The following is a 26135-nucleotide window of genomic DNA, read 5'->3' on the forward strand; positions in this document are numbered from 1 at the left end:
CCGGTCTCACGCGTGCTCGTGCGCAGTTCCCCAGGACGGGAACGGATCTGGATACTCCGCCCACGCCGCCGGTCCGGCAGCAAGTTCGGCATCGGTGAGGAGGGCGGAGTTCAGGAGGTCACGGACGTGGGGGCGGTCCAGCTTCACACCGATGAAGACGATCTCCTGGCCCGGCGGCAAATCCAGCGCCGACCAGTACGCGCCCGCTTCGAACGTCAGATTCGGTCCGGCCTGCGACCAGATGGCCGCCAGGCCGGGACGAGTCGCCAGCCAGAAGAAACCCTTGCTGCGCAGGAGCCTTTGCAGTTGCGCCAGTGCGGATTCCAGTCGCTCGGGATGGAACGGCCGGTCAGCGGTGAAGGTCAGGCTGCTGATGCCGTATTCCTCGGTTTCCGGGGTATGGCCGCCCGCGAGCTCCTCGTCCCAGCCGTCGAATTGGGCGGCGAGATCCGGGTTGTAGCGGCCGGTGCCCAGTACTTCGGACAGCTCGACCACGCCGTGCGCGGCATGCACGATGCGCGCCGTGGGATTGAGCCGCCGGATGGTGGCCTCCACTGTCCCGGCCGCATTCGCGCTCACCAGGTCGGTCTTATTGATGATCAGCACATTGGCGAATTCGACCTGATCGATGAGCAGATCGGCGATGGTGCGCGCATCCCCTTCCGCCGCTTGCATATTCCGCTCGGCGAGGGCCTGCCCCTTCACCACTTCGACGAGGAAAGTGGAAGCGTCGACGACGGTCACCATGGTGTCCAGTCGGGCGATCTCGCCCAGTGTGAAGCCGTCCTCGAATTCCCATTCGAAGGTGGCGGCCACGGGCATGGGTTCAGAGATGCCGGTGGATTCGATGACAAGGTGGTCGAAGCGGCCTTCGCGGGCCAGTTTCCCGACCGATTCGATGAGGTCCTCGCGCAGGGTGCAGCAGATGCAGCCATTGGTGAGCTCGACCAGTTTCTCCTCGGTCCGGTCCAGGTGACCCTGTCCGGCGACGAGCGCGGCGTCGATATTCACCTCGCTCATATCGTTCACGATGACCGCGACGCGGCGGCCCTCGCGATTGGCGAGGATGTGGTTGAGCAGGGTGGTCTTGCCCGCGCCCAGGAAGCCGGAGAGCACGGTCACGGGCAGCTGGGGCCGGGGTTGGGTTGAAGTCACCCGTTAATGATAACGATTACCATTAACGGGAGGCAATCGGCATCGGCCAATGGTTCGGGGCCGCGAACCCGCCCGGAGCGAAGCGGAGGGCAAGATAGGCACCGTGAATCTCCTGCCGCTCACCCCCAACGGCCAGACGCCCGTCCGCGCCCTCACCATCGCGGGCACCGACTCCGGCGGCGGCGCGGGCATCCAGGCCGACTCCCGCACCATGGCGCTGTGCGGCGTGCACGCCTGCGTGGCCGTCGCCGCGGTGACCGTGCAGAACACCCTGGGCGTCAGCGGTTTTCACGAAATTCCGCCGCAGATCGTGGCCGACCAGGTGCGAACCGTGGTGAGCGATATCGGCATCGGGGCCGCCAAGACCGGCATGCTGGCCTCCACCGCCATTATCGAGGCGGTCGCGGGCGTATGCCGGGAGGTCGGCATCGGACGCGGCGGGAGTATCCCCTTGGTCGTGGACCCGGTCGCGGCCTCCATGCACGGCGATCCGCTGCTCCACGCCGAGGCCCTGGATGCGGTGCGGCACACCCTGATTCCGCTCGCCACCGTGGTCACACCCAACCTCGACGAGGTGCGGCTGATCACCGGCATCGAGGTCACCGACGACAAGAGCGCGAGACAGGCCGCCGAGGCGTTGCACGGGCTCGGCGCGCAGTGGGCCATCGTCAAGGGCGGACATCTGCGGACCTCGGAGCAGAGCACCGACCTGCTGTTCGACGGCGAAACCTTCCATGAGCTTCCCGCCCCGCGCATTGCCACCGGCAATGATCACGGCGGCGGCGATACCCTGGCCGCGTCCATCTGTTGCGCACTCGCACACGGGTATTCGGTCCCGGACGCGGTGGCCTTCGCCAAGGAGTGGACCTTCCGCTGCCTGGAGGCCTCCTACGATCTGGGCGCGGGCCACGGACCGGTGTCCCCGCTGTGGCGGTTGCACGTCAGCCCGTAAGTGCGCGACCCGCTGGCCGGGACCGCCCCTCGACGGCCGGGAACGCCCGGTGTTAAGCCGGGTGCGTGAACCCGATCGGACCGCTCGGCCCCGCCGACGAAGGCTTCAACCATCAGATCGCCGATACCGTCGCCACGGTCGCCACCAGCGACCTGGCCTGGACCGAGAAGGTGTGCGCCATGGCGTGCGCGCCGGACGGCTCCCGACAACTCGGTTTCGGCCTGGGGCAGTACAAGAATCGCAATGTGCTCGACGGCTATGCCGGAATCTCCCGGGGCGTCGAGCAGATCACCGTGCGCGGCAGTCGCACCCTCGCGCCGGAGCCCGAAGCGCTGACGGTCGGGCCGATCCACTACGAGATCGTCGAGCCCATGCGCAAGATTCGTTTCCGGCTCGATGAGAACGACTGCCAGCCAATCGCTTTCGACTGGCTGTTCGAGGCGGCCCTGCCCGCGCAAATGGAGGACCGCACCCATATGCGGCGCGGGTACCGGGTGATGTCGGACCTGGTGCGCTATCACCAGATCGGCACCGCCTCCGGCTGGGTCGAAATCGACGGCGTGCGTACTGAATTCGAGGATTGGGTCTCGACGCGCGACCACTCCTGGGGTGTCCGCTACGACGTCGGCCTGCCCATGCCCGATGTGGAATCGATGGACCTCCCCGAGGAGGTCTCCTTCCGGATGATCTGGGCCCCGATCCTCATGACGCGCCCCGACGGCTCTCGCTATGGACTGCACCTGCACTACCAGATCATCCAGATGGACGGCTATTTCAGTAAGACCGTCATGGGCGGCGTCGAACACGATCACGGCTGGCTGGAGAAGTGGAAGGATCTCGTCCCCGACCTGTCCTTCGATCCGGTGAACCGGCGGCTGCGCGGCGGCGAGATCCTGGCCACGACCGAGGACGGCAAGGAACGCACGCTCACCCTGGAAGCCGTGTCCGACACCGGTTTTCACCTGGGCGCGGGCCTCTACTTCGGCCTCGACGGGCAGCATCACGGCTCCTGGCGCGGGCCGGGCCTGCATCTGGACGGCGAACGCATCCCCGATTGCAGCACCCATGACGCCGCGCGGCGGCTGCATCAGATCCGGGACACGGTCGTGCGGGTCACCGATTCCACCGGCGCGGTCGGCTACGGCAACTGCCAGCCCATCATCACCGGCGGCGACGAATCCCTGGGCCTGACCAGGGAATCCTCATTCATGTAGGCCGATCGGCGGGACCGGGGCGGCGGCCCCGGCAACCGCTCACAGGAACCTCGCAGCTGCACCGCAGGGCCGGCCCAGTGTGATCACCGAGGTTGGTCATCATGACCGACACCGTGACCGCCGTCCGGGCGGCGGAACCAGCAGAGGCCGTGACCGCGCCCATTGTGGACGTGGTCGTTCCCGTCTACAACGAAGAGGTCGATCTCGGGCCGTGCGTGCGCAGGCTGCACGCCTTCCTCACCCTGAACTTCCCGTTCTCGGCGCGAATCACCATCGCCGACAATGCCTCCACCGACGGCACTCTCGCCGTCGCGCGGCAATTGGCGGGACAGCTGAGCGGCGTCCGCGTCGTGCACCTGGACCGCAAGGGCCGCGGGCGGGCGCTGAGCGAGGTGTGGCAGCAGTCCGACGCACAGGTCCTCGCATACATGGACGTCGATCTCTCCACCGACCTGAACGCGCTGCTGCCACTGGTCGCGCCGCTGGTCTCCGGACATTCGGACCTGGCCATAGGCACCCGGCTGGCCTCCTCCTCGCGGGTGGTGCGCGGACCCAAGCGGGAGATCATCTCGCGCTGCTACAACCTCATCCTGCGCACCTCGCTACAAGCCAAGTTCTCCGACGCGCAATGCGGTTTCAAGGCCATGCGCGGCCCGGTGGCGAAACTGGTGCTGCCCCTCGTCGAGGACGGGGAATGGTTCTTCGACACCGAACTGCTGGTGCTGGCCGAGCGGATCGGGCTGCGGATTCACGAGGTGCCGGTCGACTGGATCGACGATCCGGACAGCCGAGTCGATATCGTCGACACCGCACGCAAGGATCTGCGCGGCATCTGGCGGGTCGGGCGCGCGCTCACCACCGGCCGACTGCCGATCAATGAACTGCGCGTGGCCATCGGGCGCGAACCCCTCGTGGAGGGTGTGCCGCTGGGCATGGTCGGGCAGCTCGTCCGCTTCGGCATTGTCGGCATCGGATCGACCCTCGCCTACCTGCTGCTCTACCTGGTGCTGCAACCGATACTCGGCGCGCAGCCCGCCAATTTCCTGGCCCTGCTCGTCACCGCCATCGGCAATACCGCCGCCAACCGCGCCTTCACCTTCGGCGTGCGCGGTTCGGACGAGGCGGTATCCCACCACTTCCAGGGCCTGCTGATCTTCGCCTTCGGCCTGCTACTCACCAGCGGATCGCTGTTCACCCTGCACCATTGGGCCCCCGGAGCCGCCGTGCACCTGGAACTCGCGGTACTGGTGATCGCCAACCTGCTCGCCACCCTCGCCCGCTTCGTCGGCCTGCGCTGGGTATTCCGGCAGAGCCACGCGAGCGACACGAACCGCAATAACCAGAAGGGAGTCAACCAATGACAGCGACCTCGACTGTGCCACAGCCAATTACGGCTCAGCAACGGAAGTCCGAGCCTCACGCGGAGCACGGACAGCTTCCCGACTGGACGACGCTACCCGCCAACCCCGGCAGACCCGATCGAGAACAGGCGGGAGACACACCGTGACAGCGACATTGGACGGCACCCGACTGATTTCGCCTCCCGAGGAGCCGCCGCGCACGCGATCGGTGCGCTGGGAGTTCCCAGCGCTGGCCGCATTGCTCATCGGCACCGCCATCGCCTACATCTGGAACCTCTCCGCCAATGGCTGGGCGAACTCCTTCTATTCCGCTGCGGTGCAAGCCGGTTCGGTGTCGTGGAAGGCCTTCTTCTTCGGCTCCTCCGATGCAGCCAACTCCATCACGGTGGACAAGACACCGCTGTCGTTGTGGCCGATGGAACTGTCCGTCCGCGTATTCGGGCTGTCCAGCTGGGCCATGCTGCTGCCGCAGGCACTGCTCGGCGTCGCCTCGGTGGCACTGCTGTGGGCGACCGTGCGCCGCAATTTCGGTGCGGCGGCCGGACTGCTCGCCGGACTGACCCTCGCCCTGACTCCCATTGCGGCCGTGATGTTCCGGTTCAACAATCCGGACGCCATGCTGGTGTTCCTCATGATCGCGGCAGCCTGGGCCATGACCCGCGCGGTGGCCGACGGCCGCTGGCGCTGGCTGGTGCTCACCGGGCTGTTCATCGGATTGGGCTTCCTGGCCAAGCAATTACAGGTGCTCCTGGTGGTACCCGCGCTGGCGCTGACCTACCTGATCGCAGGTCCGCCCAAACTCGGCAAACGCATTGTGCAACTGTTCGCGGCAGGCGCGGGCATGATCGCGGGCGCGGGCTGGTGGGTACTCATCGCAGAACTGTGGCCCACCCCCGACCGTCCGTATTTCGGTGGCTCCCAGAACAATTCGATCATCGAACTGACTCTCGGCTACAACGGCCTCGGCCGCCTCAATGGCAATGAGAGCGGCAGCGTCGGGCCCACCGGCGAACTGCCCGCGGGCGGCAATGGCATGTGGGGCTCCACAGGCATAGGACGACTCTTCGACGCCGCACAGGGCGGTCAGATCGCCTGGCTCATCCCCGCCGCACTGTTTTTGTTCGGCGTGGGAATCCTCCTGCGCGGCAAGGCCGATCGCACCGACGAACGACGGGCGGCACTCATCCTGTGGGGCGGCTGGCTGGTCGGCACCGGGCTGGTATTCAGCTTCATGAAGGGCATCTTCCACCCGTATTACACGGTCGCCCTGGCCCCGGCCGTGGCCGCACTGATCGGTGCCGGAGCGGTCATGCTGTGGCGCGAACGCGAACGCCTGTGGGTGCGGCTCACTCTCGCCACGACCCTCGGCGCCACCACCGCGACCGCATGGATCCTGCTGTCCCGCACCACCACCTTCGTGCCGTGGCTGCGCTGGGCAATCCCGGTCGGCGGCATCCTCACCACCCTGGCGCTGCTGATCCGGCTCCCCCGCAAGCCGAGCATCGCCGCTGCGGCGGCCGCACTCCTGGTAGGCCTCGCCGGACCCGTCGCCTACACCGTGCACGGCCTGGTCACCTCCCATGAGGGACCGATGCCCTCGGCCGGTCCGAGTGTGCGCGGCGGCTTCGGCGGACGACCCGGCGGCGACGCCGGACGGCCGACCATACCGGGCGGAACCCAGAACGGTGCCACCACTCACAGCGGCGGCGATACCGGCGGCATGATGGGCGGCGTAGCAGGCAGTTTCATGAATGCCAGCAAACCCACCGACCGCGTGACCGGAATCCTGGAAGGCAATGGCTCCGAGTACACCTGGGTAGCAGCGACCGTCAGCTCCAACAGCGCAGCCGGATTCCAACTCGCAACCCAACTCCCGGTCATGCCGGTAGGCGGCTTCAACGGCAGCGACCCGTCCCCCACCCTCGAACAGTTCCAGCAGTACGTGGCGAACGGCGACATCCACTACTTCATCGCCAGTACCCAGCAGGGCGATGGCGGCCGCGAACGGAGCTCGAACAGCGTGAGCAGTCAGATCACCGCGTGGGTGAAAGCCCGCTACACCTCGCAGGAGGTGGACGGCATCACCCTCTACGACCTAACCTCGCCGATCACCTGACAGAGCAGCAGCCAAGACCACGGTGGAAACCATCCACTAGTGTCCCGGTCTCGAGATCCCGTTGCAGTAGCAGCAGATTCAGTCGGTGGTCTGGTCGGCGGACAAAAGACAAGAGACAAAGACAGAGATAAGAGATAAGAGATAAGAGCGCCTGGACAAGAAGAAACAAAACAAGAGACACAAGACAAGAACAAAGACTGAATCCCCCCGGTAAGTCCGGAGACTTACGGGTGTGACAGCTCAGCGGTTTGCTGGGCTGGTTGTTGAGCGTAGTAGGCGGTCTCCATCTCGGCGGGCGGCATGTCACCGCAGTGTTGATAGAGCCGCCGGTGATTGAACCAATCCACCCATTCGGCGGTGGCCAGCTCGACGTGATCGACCGTGCGCCAGGGACCGCGTGGTTTGATCAGTTCGGTCTTGTAGAGACCGTTGATCGTCTCTGCCAGGGCGTTGTCGTAGGAGGATCCGACCGCCCCGACCGAGGGTTGGATCCCGGCGTCGGCGAGTCGTTCGCTGAGCGCAATGGATGTGTATTGCGACCCCCTATCGGTATGGTGCACAACATCTTTCACGTCCCAACCGTCACGTTCACGGGTCCAGATCGCGTGCTCGATCGCATCGAGCACCAACGCGGTGCTCATCGACGTGCCGGTGCGCCAGCCCAGGATGCGACGGGCATAAGCATCGATCACGAACGCGACATACACCCACCCAGACCACGTCCGGACATAGGTTATGTCGGCTACCCACAACCGATTCGGTGCCGCGGGCGCGAATCTTCGTTGCACCAGATCCGCCGGCCGCGCCGCGGCCGGATCGGCGATCGTGGTGCGTTTGACCCGCCCACGCACCGCCCCGCGCAGTCCCAGCTCGCGCATCAATCGCTCCACGGTGCAGCGGGCGACCCGGATTCGTTCCCGATTCAGTTGCAGCCACACCTTTCTCGCGCCGTAGACCCCGAAGTTCTGTGAGTGCACCCGCGCGATCATTACCTTCAGTTCCTCGTCCCGGTTCTCTCGCGCTGTCGCGGTCCGATTCCGGTGTTCGTAATAGGTCGATGGGGCGATCTTGACGCCCAGCTCGGTGAGCACGGCGCAGATCGACTCGACACCCCATCGCAGGCCACCGTCGACACGATGGCCCTGATGTTCGCTGATGTATTTGACGGTCAGCGCTGGGGCCGGTCCAGTTCGGCCGCGAAGAAAATCGACGCCGATTTCAGAATTGCGTTGGCGCGCTTGAGTTCTGCGTTCTCGCGCCGCAGTCGCTTCAACTCGTCGGACTCGTCGGTGGTGACGCCCGGGCGGACCCCCACATCGATCTGTCCTTGCCGGATCCACTTGCGGACCGTTTCCGGTGTTCCGACTCCCAGCAGCTCGGCGACCGCACGCATTGCCGCCCATTCCGACTCGTGCTGCTCCCTGATCTCGGCATACATCCGCACCGCCCGCTCACGCAGCTCGACCGGGTACTTCTTCCTCGACGACACGACTCCATCCTTCACAGAAGATGAAGTCCCCGGACTCACCGGGGGGACTCAGACCAACGAGCAGCCGTGGAGGCCCCAAATGTCCCCCACCGCTGCGCATATCGGGCTAGAACACGTTCAGTGGGGACATGAGGCTGGTCTAACCGGACAAAACCCCGGCTCATGTCCCCCTCGATGAACAGACCGGGCCGACACGCCGCGACACGCTGATACTCGGCCCTGGCCCGTGACCACCGGCCCCGGCTGGAGTGTCTCGAGTCTTGCTTCTCGAGTCTTTTCTTCTCTTTCTCGTCCAGGCGCTCGTGTCTTTTGTTCTTGTCTCTCTTGTTCTTTGGTTGTTGGTCCCGGAACGGGACCACAACCTTCCAGCCAGGCCGGAACGAGAGATGACGGCTCCGGGCTGGGGAGCCAAAGCCGGGTACAGCAGGCGAGGCGACCACGCGATATCCGTACTGCCGTGCGCTGGAGGCACGAGCGGCCGAGACGCTGGTTTTGACCGGTGCGGTAAATGACAGCGATGGCCGCAGGCCGAGCCGACCCAGCACACACCAACGCCCGTGCCGCCGACAGGAGGTGTCGGCGTCACGGGCGGTGACGTATGTTCAGGCGGTGGTGCGTTGCCCCAGCCATTGGCGGTGGCACGACGCCGCGCGTTCATTACGCGCACGGATGCGTGATTGTGCTTGGGCGAGCAACTCTTTGGCGTGGTGGCGATGGTTCACTCGGGGCGTACCGGTCGGATCGATATGCGCCGGTGCGATCCAGCCCGTCCGACCGGGGAACTGCGAGGTCGCGCCCAGCTTCACCGTCTTCCAGCCACCCGGGCCGTCATTGACCAGGGCGTGGCAGTGATCGCACGCGAGCGTGAGGTTGTCGATGTCGGTGTTGCCGCCCTCGGCCCACTCCGAAACATGGTGCACCGCAGTCAAGGTGGCCGGGGCATTGCAGCCCGGGCGGGTGCAGCCCCGCTCGGCCGCGATCAACGCCAAACGCTGCGCGGGGTTGGCCAACCGCTGTCCGCGCCCCAGGTACAGGGGCATCCCGGTGTGATCGAACAACGCCAGGAACGGCATCGCCCGCTCCGCAAGCTGCAACGCCTGCGGGATCGACACCGTACCCCCGGATGCGGTGGTGACCACCCCGGCGGCCTGCTCCAACTCGGCCACACTCATGGTGAACACCGCCGACACCGGCAGCCCGCGATGCGAACCCAGTGCGCTCGGGCCCATCTCCGGGCGCAGGAACCCCAGCAGCGCATCATGATTGCGTTGCGCGGCACTGCGACTGTCCCGCGCGGCGGCCTCCTCGACCTGCTCGCGCGGCACCGAATCATCAGCCACCCAAGGGCTTTGCGGATCGTCGGGGTTGCACATGCCCGGGCGTGCCAGCTTGGCCAGCACCGGATCCAGCAACGCCCGCAACATCGGGGTGATCTCGCCCTTGATCGGGGACATGCCATCGGCACGCTGGCGACCGAGCACGACACCGCGCATCCGCGCGCGATCGGTGTCGTCGGTGAGCGTCCCGTCCGGGTCCAGGTGCGCGATGATGCGCTCACCCGCCTTGGGCAGGTCGTCGGGAGTCGCGGACCGCGCCAACTCGACCAGGATCTGCTCGGCCGCCTCCCGATCCTCGCGCGATACCCCACGCGGGATCCGGTCGGTGATCTTCGCGATCACCCGCGCGTGGTCAGCGGAGATCTCCCCGGCGGCTTGAGCTTTCGCCGTGTGCGCCAGCATCGCCTCCAATGCCTGACCACCGACATCGTGCCAGGTGCCCAGCGCCTTGGCGGCCTTCACCCGCGCCACCGCATCAGCATGCGAAAGCCGCAGGGTTTCCTCCAGGTACCGCACCGGGCTGCCCGCGCCGACCCGTTGCGGGATCGAGCGCTCGCACGCTTCGACGATCAGGCGATGTCCGACGGCCGCCAATCGGCGGGTGCTGGTTTCGATCTCGCGCAGCAGCGCGGTGATCCCGGATTCCGGCACGGCCGTGAGGGAGGTTTCGAGCAGGGCGTTCACCGCGGCGGCCAGGTCACTGGCCCCCACCGTGGTGAACGCTTCGCTGCTCGAACTCATGTGCTAATTCTACCGCGAATGATCAACGCAGAGAAGGGAAAACGCTATCTGAACTGCGGATATTCAGACGTTCCAGTTGTTCACACCCCCGCGATCAATCCACAGCCATTCGAGGTGTTTGTCTGCTTCTCTGCAACCGAGGTTCGCGAAACCGGTTCCGATCATGGACATCCCGGCCCTACCCTGAATAGGTTCCCCGCCAGCACATCTCAGGGATGATCGCCATGAGTTATCCCCACCCGCTAGCCGATGACCATCGGGAAGCCTTCTGGCGCAGAGTCGGCTGGTCCCCCGACCTTCCCGCACACGAGCGGGAGGTCATAGAAGAACGCTGGGACGACGAATCCATCGAGATGGCCGAAATCTTCGGCTGGTGATACCAACTCTCGGGACTCGCGGGCTCCACCTCCCTGCGCCGGGGCTTCGCCCCCTGAAACCCCGGGAGTAGTCAGCGCGGGGTGCGCAGCACGGCGTGAAGTGTTGCCGCCCACTGCTGCACGATGTCCTTGCGGCGCAACGAGTCATCGGTGAGCACGTCCGCGAGGCCGAGGCCGCGCGCCATATCGAGGGTCGCCTGGACCAGGTGGTGCGCCACCGGATCGGAGTCGTCGACGCCGAGCGCCTCGACGGCCATGCGGTGCGAGATGCGGCCGAACCGGGCTTCGAGGGGGACGATGCGTTCCCGTAGCGCCGAGTCGGCGGCGGCGTGGGTCCACACCTGGAGTGCCGCCTTGAACAGGGGGCTGGTGTAGGACTCCACCAGGCGCGCCACCACCGCTTCGGTGCGGGCCGCGCCCTGGGCGACCTCGGCGTGCGACAACGCGTCGGCCTTGGCCTGATCCATGCGGGTGTCGAACATGTACTCGAGGGCCGCGGTGATCAGTTCTTCCCGGGTGGGGAAGTGATGTTGCGCCGCACCCCGCGACACCCCGGCCCGCTCGGCCACCACGGCGACCGTCGCCGCCGCCCAGCCCGTCTCGGCCAGGCAGTCGATGGTCGCCTCCAGCAGCCGCTGCCGGGTGGCCCGGCTGCGGTCCTGCTTGGGTTCGTGGGGTGTCGCCATGGTTGTCTATTCTGCCCAGGCGGGTGGACGGCGCTGAATGAAGGCCGTTATGCCCTCGATCACCTCGGCGGTGCCGAAAAAGCTCGCCGAACGCTTGGCCAACTCCTCGGAGGAGCGATCGAAGGCGGTGAGCAGGTCGCCATTGACGAGCCGCTTGCTCTCGGCCAGGCCTTGCGGGGAGCCCTTGCGCAGTTCCCCGCGCAGGCGCGCCACCTCGGCAGCCGGATCGTCGACGGCCACGGTGATGAGTCCGATGCGCTCGGCTTCGGCCGCGTCGAAGGTCTCGCCGGTCTGGAAGTAGCGGGCGGCCGACCGCCCGGTCATGCGCGGCAGCAGGGTCAGCGAGATCATGAACGGGGCCAGCCCGATCCGCACCTCGGTCAGCCCGAAACTGCTGTCCCGCCCGGCGACCACCAGATCACAGGCCGCGATAATGCCCATGCCGCCCGCCCGCACATTGCCGTTCACCTGTGCCAGCACCGGTTTTGGCATGCTGAGAATGTCGCGCAGCACCGAGATCATCCAGCGGGTGCGGATATCGGCGGCGGCCGCCGGGTCGGCGTCCACCGCTTCCTTGAGATCGGCCCCCGCACAGAAGGTATTGCCGGTGTGGGTGAGCACCACCCCGCGCACCGCCTCGTCCCCCGCCGCCCGCTCCAGGCCCGCGAGCAGCTCGGTGACCAGGCGCGCGGACAGGGCATTGCGATTGTGCGGGGAATCCAGTGTCAGGACGGCGAAGCCATCGTCCTGGACCTGGTAGCGCACGAACGGCGCATCGGAACTGGTGTCGCTCATCGAACCTCCCGAAAGCTGTTGTCAACCAAGACCTTCGCCCCACCACCTTGGAGCGGACCGGTGTGCCGGAGGCGATCCACACTGTTATCGCTCATCGAACCTCCCGAAAGCTGTTGTTACCCAAGCCTTTCGCCCCACGCCACCTCGGAGCGGAACGGTGCGCCGGAGGCGATCCGCGCTCCGCGCCCGGCTCCCTGCCCGCGCCGAGGTGGCAGTGCCTCGCATCAGTAGGACCTGGGCAGGCCGAGGGAATGCTGGGAGACGAAGTTGAGGATCATCTCGCGGCTGACCGGGGCCACCCGGCCGATGCGGGCCGCGGCCAGCATGCCCGCCAGACCCACGTCGGAGGTCAAGCCCGCGCCGCCGTGCGTCTGGATGGCCTGGTCGAGCGCCTTGATACTGGCTTCGGCCGCAGCGTATTTCGACATATTGGCGGCCTCGGCGGCACCGAAGTCGTCGCCCTGGTCGTAGAGGGTGGCGGCCTTCTGCATCATCAGTTTGGCCAGTTCCAGCTCGATCTTCACCTGGGCGAGGGGATGCGAAATGCCTTGGTGCGCACCGATCGGCGTGCCCTTCCAGACCGCACGCTCCTTGGCGTACGCGACCGCCCGATCGATGGCGTACCGGCCCATGCCGACCGCCATGGCCGCACCCATGATGCGCTCCGGGTTCAGCCCGGCGAACAGCTGCGCGATGGCGGCGTCCTCCTTGCCGACCAGCGCGGTCGCGGGCAGCCGCACCTCGTCCAGGAACAGCGTGAACTGATTGTCCGGCTCGATAATGTCCATCTCCTGCTTCGTCTTCACGAAGCCGGGGGCATCCACCGGGACGATGAACAGGGCGGGCTGGAGATTGCCGGTCTTGGCGTTCTCGGTGCGCGCCACAATGAGCACGGCCTCGGCCTGATCCACACCGGAGATGAAGATCTTGCGGCCGGTCAGGATCCAGTCCTCGCCATCGCGGCGGGCCGTCGTGGTGATCTTGTGCGAGTTCGATCCCGCATCCGGCTCGGTAATGCCGAAAACCATCTTCGAGGAGCCGTCGGCCAGCCTGGTCAGCCAGTACCGCTTCTGATCCTCGGTGCCGTACTTGCCGATAATGGTGCCGCAGATGGCCGGGGACACCACCATGAGCAGCAGCCCGCAGCCCTTGGCCGCCAATTCCTCCTGCACCAGCGCGAGCTCGTAGATACCCGCCCCGCCGCCGCCGTACTCCTCCGGCAGGTTCACGCCGAGGAAGCCGAGTTTGCCTGCCTCATCCCATAATTCGTCGAAGGGTTCGCCCTTGCGCGCCTTGGGTCCGGCGTAGTCACGGAAGTTGTACTTGTCGGCCAGCTTGGACACCGCCGCCCGCAGCGCCTTCTGCTCGTCGGTTTCGATGAAACCCATGTGACTACTCCTGACCTTCGTTGTCATCGGAATGCACGACGGCGAGCACAGCGCCCACTTCGACCTGCTGGCCGGCCGTGACATTGAGTTCGGTGAGAATGCCCGCGGCGGGCGCTGCGATGGTGTGCTCCATCTTCATCGCCTCCAGCCACAGAATCGGCTGACCCTTCTCCACCCGCGCGCCGACCTCCGCGCCGACGCGAATGACCGCACCCGGCATGGGGGCCAGCAGCGAGCCCTCGGCCACCTGATCGGCCGGATCCTCGAAACGCGGGAGGCGGCGCAGGGCCACCGGGCCGAGCGGGGAATCCACCGCGACCAGATCGCCGTAGCGGGCGATCTCGAAGCGGCGGCGCACCCGGCCCCGCTCCCACGGCACCAACAGAATCACCGAATCCGGTGTGGCCTCGACCAATTCGAGGCCGTCCAGGCCCTCGATATCCAGGCCGGTCCGGGTGATCCGGTAGCGCACCTCATGCTTGCCGCTGATCCGGCTCTCATAGGACTTGGTCTGTGCCACCGACGGCAGGTTCCGCCAGCCGGTCGGAATGCCCGCGCTGACCTTGGCCTTCGCGCGATTGGCAGCCGAGTCCGATAGCGCGGCCGCAACGATGGCCAGCTTCTCGTCATCGTCGGAAACCAGTGGTGCGGAAAGGTTTTCCAGTCCGTGCGTGGCGAAGAAGGCGGTATCGGTATCGCCCGCGAGGAACGCGGGATGCCGAAGCACGCGCACCAGCAGGTCGCGATTCGTCACAAGCCCGTGAATCTTCGCGCGCTGCAAGGCGGAAGCCAGCAGATGCGCCGCCTCGTCCCGGGTTTCGGCGAAGGAGATGACCTTCGACAGCATCGGGTCGTAGTGCACGCCGACCACGGAGCCGTCCACGACACCCGTATCCAGGCGCACGCCCGGCTGGTCCAGCACGGTGAATTCGCCGATGGTGCCCGGGATTTCGATGCGGTGCACGGTGCCGCTCTGCGGCTGCCAGTCATGCGCCGGATCTTCGGCGTAGAGCCGGACCTCGATGGAGTGGCCGCGCATTCCAGGCTGCTTCGCGGGCAGCGGACGTCCCGCCGCGACCTGCAATTGCAGGCGCACCAGATCCAACCCGGTGACCTGCTCGGTGACCGGATGTTCCACCTGCAGACGGGTATTCATCTCCAGGAAGAAGAAGTCACCCTTCTCGTCGGCCAGGAATTCGACGGTGCCCGCACCCTCGTAGCCGATGGCCTCGGTGGCCAGGCGCGCCGCCTCGAACAGGCGCTCACGCATCCCGCCGACGCGCTCCACCAGCGGCGACGGAGCCTCCTCCACCACCTTCTGGTGACGACGCTGGATCGAGCACTCACGCTCACCGACCGCCCACACCACACCATGGGTGTCGGCCATAACCTGCACCTCGATATGGCGGCCGGTCTCCAGGTAGCGCTCACAGAACACGGTCGGATCGCCGAAGGCCGATTCCGATTCGCGCCGTGCGGCTTCCAGCTGACCGGGCAGGTCCGCCAGCTCACGCACCACACGCATGCCGCGACCGCCACCACCGGCGGACGCCTTGATCAGCACGGGCAGGTGCGCCTCGGTGACCTCGGCCGGATCCAGCTCGGCCAAGACCGGGACACCGGCGGCGTCCATCATCTTCTTGGACTCGACCTTGGAGCCCATCTGCTCTATGGCGCTCACCGGCGGGCCGATCCACACCAGACCGGCCTCCTGCACGAGCCGCGCGAAATCGGCGTTCTCGGAAAGGAATCCGTAGCCGGGGTGAATCGCATCGGCACCGGCCGCGAGGGCCGCCTCGATGATCAGTTCGGCACGCAGGTAGGTCTCGCCGGGCGTATTGCCGGGCAGCCGGATGGCCGCGTCGGCCTCCGCCACATGCGGGGACGCGGCGTCAGCGTCGGAATACACCGCGACAGTGCCGATTCCCATCCGCCGACAGGTCGCGAACACCCGCCGGGCGATTTCGCCACGGTTGGCGACCAGAACGTTGGTGATCTCCATGCCGTATCTCACATCCGGAAGACGCCGAAGCCCTCAGCGCCCTTGATCGGGGCATTGTGGATGGCGGACAAGGCCATTCCCAATACCGTGCGGGTGTCGCGCGGGTCGATGACGCCGTCGTCGTACAGGCGACCCGACATGAACATGGGCAGCGATTCGGCCTCGATCTGCGCCTCGATCATGGCGCGCAATCCGGCGTCCTGCTCCTCGTTGAACGGGATGCCGCGGGCCTCGTTCGCGGCCCGGCCGACAATGGAGATGACGCCCGCCAGCTGCGCACCACCCATGACGGCGGATTTCGCACTCGGCCAGGCGAACACGAACCTCGGGTCGTACGCGCGGCCACACATGCCGTAGTGGCCCGCACCGTAGGACGCGCCCATGAGCAGCGAAATATGCGGCACCTTCGAATTGGAGACCGCATTGATCATCATCGCGCCGTGCTTGATGATGCCCTTCTGCTCGTACTCCTTGCCGACCATGTACCCGGTGGTGTTGTGCAGGAACAGAAGTGGCGTATTCGACTGATTGGCCAGCTGAATGAACTGGGCCGCCTTCTGCGCCTCCTCCGAGAACAGCACGCCGCGCGCATTGGCGAGAATGCCGACCGGATAGCCGTGCAGCTCGGCCCAGCCGGTGACCAGGCTGGAACCGTACAGCGGTTTGAACTCGTCGAAATCGGAGCCGTCCACCACGCGGGCAATGACCTCGCGCGGGTCGAACGGGATCTTGAGGTCGCCCGGCACGATGCCGAGCAGTTCCTCGGAGTCGTACAGCGGCTCGATGACCTCGGTCAGCGGTCGCGCCGCCGGACCCTTCTTCTGCCAGTTCAGACGCTTGACGATGGAGCGGCCCAGGCGGATCGCGTCCTGCTCGTCGACGGCCAGGTAATCGGCCAAACCCGAGACGCGAGCGTGCATTTCGGCACCGCCGAGGGATTCGTCGTCGGACTCCTCACCGGTCGCCATCTTCACCAGCGGCGGGCCGCCGAGGAACACCTTGGAGCGTTCCTTGATCATGACCGTGTAGTCGGACATGCCGGGGATGTACGCGCCACCGGCCGTCGAATTTCCGAAAACCAGTGCGATGGTAGGGATTCCGGCCGCCGACAGCCGGGTCAGATCCCGGAACATGCGCCCGCCGGGAACGAAGACCTCTTTCTGCGTGGGCAGATCCGCGCCACCCGACTCCACCAGGCCGATGACCGGGAGCCGGTTCTCCATCGCGATATCGTTCATGCGCAGGTTCTTCCGCAGCGTCCACGGGTTCGAGGTGCCGCCGCGCACGGTCGGATCGGGCGCGACGATCATGCATTCGACGCCCTCCACAATGCCGATGCCCGCGATCACGCTCGCGCCCACATGGAAGTCACTGCCCCAGGCGGCCAGGGGTGCCAGCTCCAGGAACGGTGAATCCTCGTCCAGGAGCAGTTCGATGCGTTCGCGCGCGGTCAGCTTGCCGCGCTTGCGATGCCGCGCCATCTTGTCCGGGCCGCCGCCCGCGATGTTCTTGGCGTATTCGCCCTCGACCTCGGTGAGTTTGGCCGTCATCGCCTCGGCGGCGGCCTGATAATCCGCCGACTTCGGGTCTACGGACGTGCGCAGAATGCTCAAGACTGGAACCCCAATCGCTTTGCCGCCAGGGCGGTCAGGATCTCGTTGGTGCCGCCGCCGATACCGAGAATGCGGACATCCCGGTAATGGCGCTCCACCTCGGACTCACGCATATAGCCGAGCCCGCCGAACAATTGCACCGACTGATGCGCCACCCATTCGGCCGTCTCCACCGCGGTGTTCTTGGCGAAACACACCTCGGCGATCAGATCGGTCTCACCGTGCGAGGCGCGCTCCACCACATGGTGGGTGTAGACGCGGGCCACATCTATGCGACGCGCCATCTCCGACAAGGTGTTCTGTACGGCCTGCCTGCTGATCAGCGGACGGCCGAAGGTCTCGCGATCGCGGCACCACTGCAGGGTGAGGTCCAGGCAGCGCTGGGCATGCCCGTACGCCTGCGCGGCCAGACCCACCCGCTCGCTCACAAAAGCCATGGCGATCTGCGAGAACCCGGAGTTCTCCGGGCCCACCAGATTCGAGACCGGCACGCGCACATCCACATACGAGAGCTCGGCGGTATCGGAGGCCAGCCAGCCCATCTTCTCCAGCTTGCGGCTGACCGTGAAACCGGGCGTGCCCTTCTCCACCACCAGCAGCGACACACCGGCCGCGCCGGGGCCACCCGTGCGCACCGCCGTCACCACGTAGTCGGCGCGCACACCGGAGGTGATGAACGTCTTCGAACCATTGACGATGAACTCGTCGCCCTCGCGCACCGCGGTGGTCCGCAAATGCCCGACATCGGAGCCACCGCCGGGCTCGGTGATCGCCAGCGACCCGATCTTCTCGCCCACCAGGGTCGGCTTCACCCAGCGCTCGATGTGCTCCGGATTGCCCGACGCCGCAATATGCGGCACCGCTATACCGCAGGTGAACAGGGAGGCGAACAGCCCGCCCGAGCACCCTGCGTAATGCATTTCCTCGCACACGATGGCCGCGTCGATGCCGTCTCCGCCGGAACCGCCGACCGACTCCGGGAACTGGATACCCAAGAGCCCCAGCGCACCGGCCTTCTTGTGCAGCTCGCGCGGGATCTCGCCGTCGCGCTCCCAATCGTTCAGGTACGGCAGCACCTCGCGCTCGGCGAAACCGCGCACCGTGGCGCGCAAGGCATTCCGCTCCGGCGTAGTCCAGGGATTCACGTATCCGGTGCTCATGGCTGTGTCCTCTCGGGCGCGAACAGGGGGCCTGCGTGGTTACGCTGCGCTACCGCCTCCGGCCCCTGACTGTTCGCGCCCAGGAGCTCCACGGGGATATCGATATGCCGGGCCCGGAGCCATTCCCCGAGCCCCTTGGCCTGCGGATCGAAGCGCGCCTGATAGGCCACGCCCGCACCCAGCAGACCCTCCACAATGAAATTGACCGCCCGCAGATTGGGCAGCACATGCCGGGTGACCGGCAGTTTCGCCGTCTCCGGCAGCAGCAGGCGCAGCTCGTCGACGGTCAGCGCGTGCACCAGCCAGCGATACTGCTCCTCGGTGCGCACCCAGACGCCGATATTGGCATTGCCGCCCTTGTCGCCACTGCGAGCCAGCGCGATGGTGCCCAGCGGCACGCGCTTGGTCTCACCCTGCGGAAGCGGTTGCGGCAGTGCGGGTTCCGCCACCTCGGCAAGTTCGAGGGTCTCGGCGGCCGGGGCGATCGCGACCTCACTGCCATCGGGCAGGACGGCCGTGTGCGGAACCTCCTGCGCGGCAACGAACCCCGGCGTGAACACACCATACGGACTGCCATTGCCGGGCAGTGAGGTCAGCGAGAAGCCGGGGAAGCTGGCCAGAGCCAATTCCACCGCGACACTGGAGAATCCGCGCCCCACCTTGTTCGGGTCCGCATCCCGGACCACGCACCGCAGCAGCGCACTGGCCTGTTCCTCGGTATCGGCGTCCGGCCGGTCCAGCCGGGCCAGGGTCCACTCCAGTTCAGCGGGCCGCACCGGCAGCCAACTTTCCAGCTGTCGTTGCACCAGTTCGGCTTTGGCCTCGATATCGAGACCGGTGAGCACGAATTCCATCTCATTGCGGAAGCCGCCGAGAGTATTGAGCGACACCTTCAGCTGAGGCGGCGGTGCTTCACCGGCGACACCGCTGATCAGCACCCGATCCGGCCCCTCTTGGGACAGCCGAATGCTGTCGAGCCGCGTGGTCACATCCGGTCCGGCGTAGCGCGCACCCTGGATCTCGTACATGAGCTGCGCTTCCACCGTGTCCACGGTAACCGCGCCGCCGGTGCCCGCATGCTTGGTGATCACGCTGCTGCCATCGCGCCGCACCTCGGCGATCGGGAAGCCCGGACGCCCCAGATCGGCGATCTCGGTGAAGAAGGCGAAATTACCGCCGGTGGCCTGCGTCGAGCATTCGATGACATGCCCGGCCACCACCGCACCGGCCAGCGCGTCGTAATCCGCACGGCCCCAGCCGAAGTGCGCGGCGGCCGGTCCGACCACCAAGGCGGCATCGGTGACCCGACCGGTCACCACCACATCCGCGCCCGCGTTCAGCGCCTCCGCGATACCCCAGGCACCCAGGTAGGCATTGGCCGTCAGCGGCGATCCGAGCCCCAGTTCGCCCGCCCGCGCCAGCAGGTCATCTCCCGCGACATACGCGACTTTTGTTGCGAGCCCGAGCTTCTCGGAAACCTCCCGCACCCGCTGCGCCAGCCCGGCCGGATTCAGCCCGCCCGCATTGGCAACAATCCGCACCCCGGACTCGAGAGCCAGCCCGAGGCTGTTCTCCAACTGCTTCACGAAGGTCTTGGCGTAACCGAGGCTGGCATCCTTCATGCGATCCCGCCCCAGGATCAGCATGGTGAGCTCGGCCAGATAGTCGCCGGTGAGCACATCGAGCTGCCCGCCCTCGAGCATCTCGCGCATGGCGGACATGCGGTCACCGTAGAAGCCGGAACAGTTGCCGATCCGAATGAGTTCCGGGTCGTCGCCGAGCTGACTCATTACTGGGCCTCCTGGGTGCACCTGCGCTGCAATGAGCACAGCCGGCGCAGCGTCTTCGCTGCGGTCTCGTACAGGGTCACATCACCCCAGAAAAAAATCAAGCCTGCGTGCTTGTTAATTGCCAGCGACTGGCTGAAGACGCCCCGGACAGCTACCCGAGTCGGGCGAAAGGCACACTGTTCAGGTGTCGAGCGACGTACCTGTGATCATTCTGCTGGCGATTGCCGGGTTCCTGTTCGGTGGCGCGTACTCCACCTGGAAGACGTCGCGCCGACTCGCCATCGCACTCGCCGTATGTGGCGTGCTCGCAGCGGCCGGGTCGATCCTCTGGTTTGTCTAACTCTCAGAGCTCTCAGGGGCTTCGCCCCTGAAACCCCTTGGGATCGTGGGAGCTCCGCCCCACACCCCGGTGAAGGGGGACCGCTGACGCGGAGTCTCGGGGCTTCGCCCCGAACTCCCTGGGACTCTCCGCCCCCGAAGTCCTCGTTATTCCGCCTCTAGGCGGAAGATGCGCAGGTCCTCGGGGACACCGCTGAGAGGCGCTGCGAAGAAGCTGCGGCGGTAGGACTTCACGCCGAAGCCGAGTTCTTCGAGGGTCTCCGGATGCAGGGAGTCGAGGGTGGCTCCGGAGAGCATGGTGTTGCCATTGCCGCCCGCTTCCATCATTCGCGCCGCGATCGTGACATCCACGCCGAGCCAGTCGCCGCCGATCTCGCGCGGGGTACCGGTGTGCAGGCCCATGCGCATCTGCGGGCGGTAGCCGTCGATGGCGACAGCGGTCAGGTTCTCCTTGGCGGCCACCGCGGCGCGGACGGCGCGGTCGGCGGACGGGAAGACCGCCATGACGCCGTCGCCCATGCGCTTCACGACCTGGCCGCCGCGGTCCACGATGGGCGGTTCGATGGCCTTGGCCACCCGGCGCAGGAGTTCCAGGGTCCGTTCGTCACCGGCGGCCAGGGACCAGCTGGAGAAGGCGACCAGGTCGGTGAACATGATGGTGATCTCGGCATTGCCGCGACCCTTGCCCATTCGTTCCAGCATGGCCTGCCAGACCTGGAGGGCACCGAGACCCAATTCTTTTGCGGCGCTGGGCGAGTCACCGACCAGTTTGTCGGCGGCCCGGGCCACCGCGCGCACGCCACCGGGGCCGGAGACCGAGAGCGGATCACCGAAGGCGGGATCGCCCGGGAGGTTCTCGCGGGCCTTGCGAATCACACCGATGAGATCACCGCGCTGATTGGCGGCGTTCACGAGCGCGGAAATCTGGCCGCGGGGGAAGCGGCGGCGGCCCTGGTCGGCTTCGCCGTCGGAATCGTCGAGATCGGCGGGGACCAGCGGGATCACCAGATCGGGGTCGATGAAGGGTTCGCGCGGGCCGCCGTTCCCGGCCTTCGACGCGTTTCCGTCCTTCGACCGGCTGCGATCTGTTCCCAATCCTTCGGTGCGGGACTCCCGGGACCCGTCTCGGGCCCCGCGAGACCCTTCGGCGCTGGGTCTGCCGGGGGCAGAGTCACCGCCGTCGGAGGGTCGTTCGCTCACGCCCAGAGCGTATCCCAGCCCTTGGTCTTCGAGTGGATTAATGATTGCCACCTGACACCTGCCTATCGGTCCTAGCGGCCACAACGTTGGGCCCGCCGATGCTCGAGTGTTTGGTTGCTGAGGCGATGCTACCGACCGTTAGTTTTGCTGGCCAGGTATTTCCGGGCGGAAGCGAGAGTCTTCACAAACTCTTATCGTTACGGCCTGTTGCTTTACACAGAGCGGTTTTTCAGCCAGAGAAACCCCACCGATAAGACATCGGCCCGATACGGAAATCCGTATCGGGCCGATGCGCATCGTCGACCGGGCAGTGGCCGACGATCCCCGGGCAGGGTCTAGGCGTCGCGCTTGTTCAGCACAACCAGCGCGGCGGTGAAAATGATCCCGACGAAGACCGCGAAGTACACCAGGCTGCCCCACGGGCCCCAGTGCCAATTCGACGACGACTCCGAAATCGTCTGAGAGAAGAAGCGCTGACCGTTCTGGAACGGCAGCAGCGGACCCACATTCCGGCCGAAGCCACCGAACGCGCCCAGCAGCGGCTCGATTACCAACGGCCACAATACAATCAGCGAGATCGCGGCCGCCGACTGCCTCAGCAGCACACCGACACCGATCGCGAACGCGACCGCCAGCAGGGCGTACACCGGCACGCCGAGCAGCGCCCGCCATTCCTCCGACGTGGACAGCGCCAGGCCGGGGCCGGAACCGTAGATGGCCCGCGTGAGGCCGTACGCGAGCACGCACAGCACGGCCGTCAGCACGGCCGCGTACACGGCGAGCAGGGCGGTCTTCACGCCGATGACCTTGGACCGCTGCGGCGTCGCCAGGAAGGTCGTGCGAATAATGCCGAACCGGTATTCACTGGTCACGGACAGGGTCGCCATGATCATGAGCACCAGCACGCCGAACCCGCTGACACCCACCACCGCCGAGGCGACATTCACGGTCTGACCGTCCGGATTGCCCTTGCTGGAACGGGATACGCTCGCGATCAGCGCCGCGAACCCCAGGCCGAGCGCGACCACGATGGCCGAGCACCACCACGGCGACCGGGTCGAGGTGAGTTTGATACGTTCCGCTGCCAATACGCCCATCAGAGCGCACCTCCCATCACCTGGTCGAAGCCTTCGCCGTGGTACTGCACCGCACCACCGGTCATCCGCATGAACGCCTCCTCCAGCGACGCGCGCTGCGGAGACAGCTCGAAGAGCGTGATGTCGTTGGTGCCGGCCAGTTTTCCGACCGCGTCACTCGTGACACCGGCGACCACCAGGGCCGGACCGGACGAATCCGCGGCCTCCTCGCGCACCGTCATACCGTTCGAGGTGAGCAGGCTGCGCAATTGATCCAGCTGCGGACTGCGCACGCGCACAGACTGTTCCGACGCCTTCTCGATGAAATCCTTGGTGGTGGTATCGGAGATCAGACGTCCCCGGCCGATGACCACCAGATGCTCGGCGGTCTGTGCCATCTCCGACAGCAGATGGCTCGACACCAGCACGGTGCGGCCCTCCGCGGCCAGCCGCTGCATGAAGCGGCGGATCCAGAGAATGCCCTCCGGGTCCAGCCCGTTCACCGGCTCGTCGAACAGCAGCACCTTCGGATCACCCAGCAGCGCACCCGCCAGGCCGAGCCGCTGCGACATGCCGAGGGAGAACCCACCGGCATTCTTATTGGCCACCTCGGCGAGGCCGACCAGTCGCAGCACCTCCTCCACGCGGGCGGCGGGAATGTCATTGGACGCCGCCATCCAGCGCAGATGCGAGCGCGCCGAACGATTCGGATGCACCCACTTGGCATCCAATAGCGAACCCACCGCCGTGAGCGGGCGCGTCAGTTCCTTGTACGGCTTACCGTCGATGAGCGCGGTGCCGGAGGTCGGTTCGTCCAGTCCCAGAATCATCCGCATGGTGGTCGACTTACCCGCCCCGTTCGGGCCGAGAAAGCCGGTCACCTGTCCCGGACGGACCGTGAACGACAGATCCGACACCGCGACGGTCTGGCCGTAATGTTTGGTCAGGCCCCTCAGTTCGATCATGACGACCAGTCTTCCCCAAGTGCGCGGCGCGCACTATAGATCCGAGGTCGCGCGTCGCTCATCCTCGAGGATGACTACGTCCCCGACCATCCCCTGGGTTCAAAAAGCGCTTGAAACCAGGTTGTCAGAGGTCGGGAGACGAGGCCTGCGCCCAGAAACGCTTGGGGATGCGGCCCGCGCGGCGTGCGAGCCAGCCCGCTTCGACGGCGTGCGCCATGGCAGACGCCATCAGGGCGGGCTGCCGGGCGCGGGTGACCGCGGTGGCCAGCAGGACGGCCGAGCAGCCCAGCTCCATGGCGAGGGCGGCATCGCTGGCCGTGCCGATACCGGCATCCAGGATCACCGGGACCTTGGCGTCGGCCACGATCATCTCGATATTGTGCGGATTGCCGATACCCAGGCCGGTGCCGATCGGGGCACCGAGCGGCATGACCGCGGCGCAGCCGATGTCCTCCAGGCGACGGGCCAGCACCGGATCGTCGGTGGTGTAGGGCAGCACGATGAAACCGTCGTCCACCAACTGCTCTGCGGCGCTGACCAATTCGATGGCATCGGGGAGCAGGGTGCGCTCGTCGGCGATGACCTCCAGCTTCACCCACTCGGTTTCCAGGGCCTCGCGGGCCAGGCGCGCGGTGAGCACGGCCTCGGCGGCGGTGCGGCAGCCCGCGGTATTCGGCAGCGGGGCGATCTCCAGGCGCTTGAGCAGATCCAGCACGCCGGTGCCGCCCGCGACATCCACCCGGCGCATGGCGACCGTGGTGAGCTCGGTGCCCGAGGCGACCAGTGCCTCCTCGAGGACCGCCAGATTATCCGCGCCGCCGGTGCCCATGATCAGCCGCGAACCGAACTCGCGACCCGCGATCACCAGCGGCTCGACCGGGCTAGCCACCCTGCACCGCCGTCAGAACCTCGATCTCCCAGCCACGTTCGACCGGCTCGTCCCAGCGCGACTTGGGGAACAACCCGCCGTCCACCGCCACCGCCACACCCTGCGACGGCAGATTCAGCCGCGCCAGCAGCTCACGCACCGAGGGGGCCTCGGGAAACACATGGTCCTCACCATTGACGGTGACGCCGACCGGGATTGCGGTCATCGAACTCCTCCTGGGGAAAACAGTGCGGCGGTACCGGACTGCGATGCGAAGCGACCGGGGCTCGCCGCGCGGGCCGCGTCGAGCTCGGTGCCCGCCAGCAGCGCCAGCACGGCATCGGCGGTGACCGGCACACCGAGAATTCCATTGCGGCCGTGACCGGTCGCGGCGATCACCCGCTCATCGAGATGGCCGATGAGCGGCAGGTTATCCGGCGAGCCCGGACGGGAACCCGCGCTGGCCTCGGCGAACTCGTACTCGCCGATACCGGGAAAGACCGCCTCGGCATCGGTGATCAGGTCCCGGACTCCGCCGACCGTGACGGCCGTATCGAACCCTGCCTCGTATTGTGTCGCGCCCAGGACGATTCCGTCACCACGCGGCACAAGATATATAGGACGGCCGTGCACGCGAGCCCGGATCACCCGAGACGGCGCGACCGGAGCGCTGGGGCGGCGGCGCAAGCGCAGGATCTCACCCTTCACCGGGCGGACCGGGAGGCCCGGCCACAATTCGGCCGAGGCGGCACCGGCGGCGAGGACGATCCGATCGTGCGGGAGATCCTCGAAAATCTGGGTCGGCAATTCGGCCCAACCGGCCACGCCCTCGAGGTGAGTATCCGGCGACTGATCCTGTGCCTCGACCGGTGCGGACGATGCCGGAATCACCTTCTCGGCGCGCATCTCCACACCGGCGGTCGCGCAGGCGGCACGCAGGGCGTTCACCAGGCGGCGATTGTCGACGGCGGGTTCGGCCGAGGCCAGCAGACCGGCGCGGACGACGCGGCCCAGACCTGGTTCGTGGTCTCGCACACCGGCGCGGTCCAGCAATTCGAGGTGATGCCCCCGCGCATTCACCCAGTCGGCGATGGTGCGCAGGTCGGCGGCATCGGCGGCATCCAGCGCGACGGTCATGGTCTGCTCGGCGGTGAAGACATCCACCCCCGTGGCGGCCTGCAGGCGGGCCGCGAATTCGGGCCAGCGCGCCAGCGAGGCGGCCCCGAATTCGAGCGCCTCGTCCTCACCGGGCCAGCCCTCCGACAGCGGGGCCAGCATGCCGCCGGCCACCCAAGAGGCCCCCGATCCGATCGCCGGGTCGAACAATGTGACGGTCCAACCGGATTCGGCGGCCCGCCAGGCCACCGAAAGCCCCATCACACCGCCGCCGACGACGGCCAGAGTCCGCATTACTTCCACCTCACTAGCCCGAGTGCTCCCGGAACCGCCCGCTCGCGTCACCTTCGGCGCTGGTCGAGACCCGGCCGGGCGGGGTCGTATGCGCCGCCCGT

At 66.7% G+C, this 26135-nt stretch carries 22 protein-coding genes and 1 pseudogene; 6 read left to right on the forward strand and 17 right to left on the reverse strand.

The window, feature by feature from the left end:
• Window positions 1-6: 6 nt before the first annotated feature.
• On the reverse strand, window positions 7-1155 hold the full coding sequence (locus AB0N05_RS17930) for a GTP-binding protein (RefSeq protein WP_364694852.1): 1149 nt from the start codon (window positions 1153-1155) through the stop codon (window positions 7-9).
• Between the two features lie 103 nt (window positions 1156-1258).
• On the opposite strand from AB0N05_RS17930, the gene thiD reads away from it, so the two are divergent.
• The 4 genes from thiD to AB0N05_RS17950 all read left to right on the forward strand — a co-directional run bounded on the left by thiD (window position 1259) and on the right by AB0N05_RS17950 (window position 6798).
• Window positions 1259-2107, forward strand: a complete 849-nt coding sequence (thiD, locus tag AB0N05_RS17935) for a bifunctional hydroxymethylpyrimidine kinase/phosphomethylpyrimidine kinase (protein WP_364694855.1) — start codon at window positions 1259-1261, stop codon at window positions 2105-2107.
• Between the two features lie 65 nt (window positions 2108-2172).
• A complete protein-coding gene (locus AB0N05_RS17940) occupies window positions 2173-3321 on the forward strand; it encodes a hypothetical protein (protein WP_364694858.1) in 1149 nt (382 codons plus the stop codon).
• 101 nt (window positions 3322-3422) lie between these two features.
• Window positions 3423-4682 (forward strand): bifunctional glycosyltransferase family 2/GtrA family protein, encoded by a 1260-nt coding sequence (locus tag AB0N05_RS17945; protein ID WP_364694861.1) that lies wholly within the window; start codon window positions 3423-3425, stop codon window positions 4680-4682.
• Between the two features lie 208 nt (window positions 4683-4890).
• Window positions 4891-6798, forward strand: coding sequence for a glycosyltransferase family 39 protein (locus AB0N05_RS17950; protein WP_364696432.1), 1908 nt, complete (start codon window positions 4891-4893; stop codon window positions 6796-6798).
• A 224-nt stretch (window positions 6799-7022) separates the two neighbouring features.
• Here the strand turns inward: AB0N05_RS17950 and AB0N05_RS17955 are convergent, their stop codons facing one another.
• The 3 genes and pseudogenes from AB0N05_RS17955 to AB0N05_RS17965 all read right to left on the reverse strand — a co-directional run bounded on the left by AB0N05_RS17955 (window position 7023) and on the right by AB0N05_RS17965 (window position 10365).
• Window positions 7023-8138: an IS3 family transposase gene (locus AB0N05_RS17955; RefSeq protein ID WP_364694863.1), complete on the reverse strand. Its 1116-nt coding sequence runs from the start codon at window positions 8136-8138 to the stop codon at window positions 7023-7025.
• Window positions 8093-8236, reverse strand: a pseudogene (locus AB0N05_RS17960) (IS3 family transposase); the annotation flags it as partial. The gene AB0N05_RS17955 and the pseudogene AB0N05_RS17960, both read right to left, overlap by 46 nt.
• Before the next feature lie 653 nt (window positions 8237-8889).
• Window positions 8890-10365 carry a DUF222 domain-containing protein gene (locus tag AB0N05_RS17965; protein WP_364694867.1) on the reverse strand — a complete coding sequence of 492 codons (1476 nt, stop codon included), beginning with the start codon at window positions 10363-10365 and terminating at the stop codon, window positions 8890-8892.
• A gap of 224 nt (window positions 10366-10589) precedes the next feature.
• On the opposite strand from AB0N05_RS17965, the gene AB0N05_RS17970 reads away from it, so the two are divergent.
• Window positions 10590-10742 (forward strand): hypothetical protein, encoded by a 153-nt coding sequence (locus AB0N05_RS17970; protein ID WP_364694869.1) that lies wholly within the window; start codon window positions 10590-10592, stop codon window positions 10740-10742.
• 71 nt (window positions 10743-10813) lie between these two features.
• On the opposite strand, the gene AB0N05_RS17975 is transcribed toward AB0N05_RS17970, so the two are convergent.
• The 7 genes from AB0N05_RS17975 to AB0N05_RS18005 all read right to left on the reverse strand — a co-directional run bounded on the left by AB0N05_RS17975 (window position 10814) and on the right by AB0N05_RS18005 (window position 20176).
• Window positions 10814-11428, reverse strand: a complete 615-nt coding sequence (locus AB0N05_RS17975; RefSeq protein ID WP_364694872.1) for a TetR/AcrR family transcriptional regulator — start codon at window positions 11426-11428, stop codon at window positions 10814-10816.
• A 6-nt stretch (window positions 11429-11434) separates the two neighbouring features.
• Window positions 11435-12223 carry an enoyl-CoA hydratase family protein gene (locus AB0N05_RS17980; RefSeq protein ID WP_364694875.1) on the reverse strand — a complete coding sequence of 263 codons (789 nt, stop codon included), beginning with the start codon at window positions 12221-12223 and terminating at the stop codon, window positions 11435-11437.
• A gap of 224 nt (window positions 12224-12447) precedes the next feature.
• The gene (locus AB0N05_RS17985; RefSeq protein ID WP_364694878.1) at window positions 12448-13611 is read right to left on the reverse strand and encodes an acyl-CoA dehydrogenase family protein; all 1164 of its coding nucleotides are present in this window, start codon (window positions 13609-13611) and stop codon (window positions 12448-12450) included.
• 4 nt (window positions 13612-13615) lie between these two features.
• Entirely contained in the window at window positions 13616-15613 is a 1998-nt protein-coding gene (locus AB0N05_RS17990) for a biotin carboxylase N-terminal domain-containing protein (protein WP_364694881.1), read from the reverse strand.
• A gap of 8 nt (window positions 15614-15621) precedes the next feature.
• Window positions 15622-17226 (reverse strand): carboxyl transferase domain-containing protein, encoded by a 1605-nt coding sequence (locus tag AB0N05_RS17995; RefSeq protein ID WP_364694884.1) that lies wholly within the window; start codon window positions 17224-17226, stop codon window positions 15622-15624.
• Complete coding sequence (locus AB0N05_RS18000; RefSeq protein ID WP_364696435.1) at window positions 17223-18371, reverse strand: acyl-CoA dehydrogenase family protein; 1149 nt, start codon at window positions 18369-18371, stop codon at window positions 17223-17225. The genes AB0N05_RS17995 and AB0N05_RS18000 overlap by 4 nt, the downstream gene beginning before the upstream one ends.
• A gap of 11 nt (window positions 18372-18382) precedes the next feature.
• Complete coding sequence (locus tag AB0N05_RS18005) at window positions 18383-20176, reverse strand: acyclic terpene utilization AtuA family protein (RefSeq protein ID WP_364694886.1); 1794 nt, start codon at window positions 20174-20176, stop codon at window positions 18383-18385.
• A 184-nt stretch (window positions 20177-20360) separates the two neighbouring features.
• On the opposite strand from AB0N05_RS18005, the gene AB0N05_RS18010 reads away from it, so the two are divergent.
• Window positions 20361-20516, forward strand: a complete 156-nt coding sequence (locus AB0N05_RS18010; protein ID WP_364694888.1) for a hypothetical protein — start codon at window positions 20361-20363, stop codon at window positions 20514-20516.
• 146 nt (window positions 20517-20662) lie between these two features.
• On the opposite strand, the gene AB0N05_RS18015 is transcribed toward AB0N05_RS18010, so the two are convergent.
• The 6 genes from AB0N05_RS18015 to thiO form a co-directional block, all read right to left on the reverse strand.
• Entirely contained in the window at window positions 20663-21517 is an 855-nt protein-coding gene (locus AB0N05_RS18015; RefSeq protein ID WP_364696438.1) for an adenylate/guanylate cyclase domain-containing protein, read from the reverse strand.
• Between the two features lie 533 nt (window positions 21518-22050).
• Complete coding sequence (locus AB0N05_RS18020) at window positions 22051-22812, reverse strand: ABC transporter permease (protein WP_364694891.1); 762 nt, start codon at window positions 22810-22812, stop codon at window positions 22051-22053.
• Complete coding sequence (locus AB0N05_RS18025) at window positions 22812-23756, reverse strand: ATP-binding cassette domain-containing protein (RefSeq protein WP_364694894.1); 945 nt, start codon at window positions 23754-23756, stop codon at window positions 22812-22814. Before AB0N05_RS18025 ends, AB0N05_RS18020 begins: the two co-directional genes overlap by 1 nt.
• 124 nt (window positions 23757-23880) lie before the next feature.
• Window positions 23881-24645, reverse strand: a complete 765-nt coding sequence (locus AB0N05_RS18030; RefSeq protein ID WP_364694897.1) for a thiazole synthase — start codon at window positions 24643-24645, stop codon at window positions 23881-23883.
• Window positions 24638-24850 (reverse strand): sulfur carrier protein ThiS, encoded by a 213-nt coding sequence (thiS, locus tag AB0N05_RS18035; protein ID WP_364694900.1) that lies wholly within the window; start codon window positions 24848-24850, stop codon window positions 24638-24640. The genes AB0N05_RS18030 and thiS overlap by 8 nt, the downstream gene beginning before the upstream one ends.
• Entirely contained in the window at window positions 24847-26034 is a 1188-nt protein-coding gene (gene thiO, locus AB0N05_RS18040; RefSeq protein ID WP_364694903.1) for a glycine oxidase ThiO, read from the reverse strand. Before thiO ends, thiS begins: the two co-directional genes overlap by 4 nt.
• Window positions 26035-26135 lie beyond the last annotated feature (101 nt).

It is taken from the genome of Nocardia sp. NPDC051030, assembly GCF_040683015.1.
Taxonomy (GTDB): domain Bacteria; phylum Actinomycetota; class Actinomycetes; order Mycobacteriales; family Mycobacteriaceae; genus Nocardia.

Coding starts and splice junctions, on each gene's coding strand:
- AB0N05_RS17945 (WP_364694861.1), top strand. CDS start 3,423: ATGACCGACACCGTGACCGCCGTCCGGGCGGCGGAACCAGCAGAGGCC.
- AB0N05_RS17965 (WP_364694867.1), bottom strand. CDS start 10,365: ATGAGTTCGAGCAGCGAAGCGTTCACCACGGTGGGGGCCAGTGACCTG.
- AB0N05_RS17970 (WP_364694869.1), top strand. CDS start 10,590: ATGAGTTATCCCCACCCGCTAGCCGATGACCATCGGGAAGCCTTCTGG.
- AB0N05_RS17975 (WP_364694872.1), bottom strand. CDS start 11,428: ATGGCGACACCCCACGAACCCAAGCAGGACCGCAGCCGGGCCACCCGG.
- AB0N05_RS17980 (WP_364694875.1), bottom strand. CDS start 12,223: ATGAGCGACACCAGTTCCGATGCGCCGTTCGTGCGCTACCAGGTCCAG.
- AB0N05_RS17985 (WP_364694878.1), bottom strand. CDS start 13,611: ATGGGTTTCATCGAAACCGACGAGCAGAAGGCGCTGCGGGCGGCGGTG.
- AB0N05_RS17990 (WP_364694881.1), bottom strand. CDS start 15,613: ATGGAGATCACCAACGTTCTGGTCGCCAACCGTGGCGAAATCGCCCGG.
- AB0N05_RS18005 (WP_364694886.1), bottom strand. CDS start 20,176: ATGAGTCAGCTCGGCGACGACCCGGAACTCATTCGGATCGGCAACTGT.
- AB0N05_RS18020 (WP_364694891.1), bottom strand. CDS start 22,812: ATGGGCGTATTGGCAGCGGAACGTATCAAACTCACCTCGACCCGGTCG.
- AB0N05_RS18025 (WP_364694894.1), bottom strand. CDS start 23,756: ATGATCGAACTGAGGGGCCTGACCAAACATTACGGCCAGACCGTCGCG.
- thiS (WP_364694900.1), bottom strand. CDS start 24,850: ATGACCGCAATCCCGGTCGGCGTCACCGTCAATGGTGAGGACCATGTG.
- thiO (WP_364694903.1), bottom strand. CDS start 26,034: ATGCGGACTCTGGCCGTCGTCGGCGGCGGTGTGATGGGGCTTTCGGTG.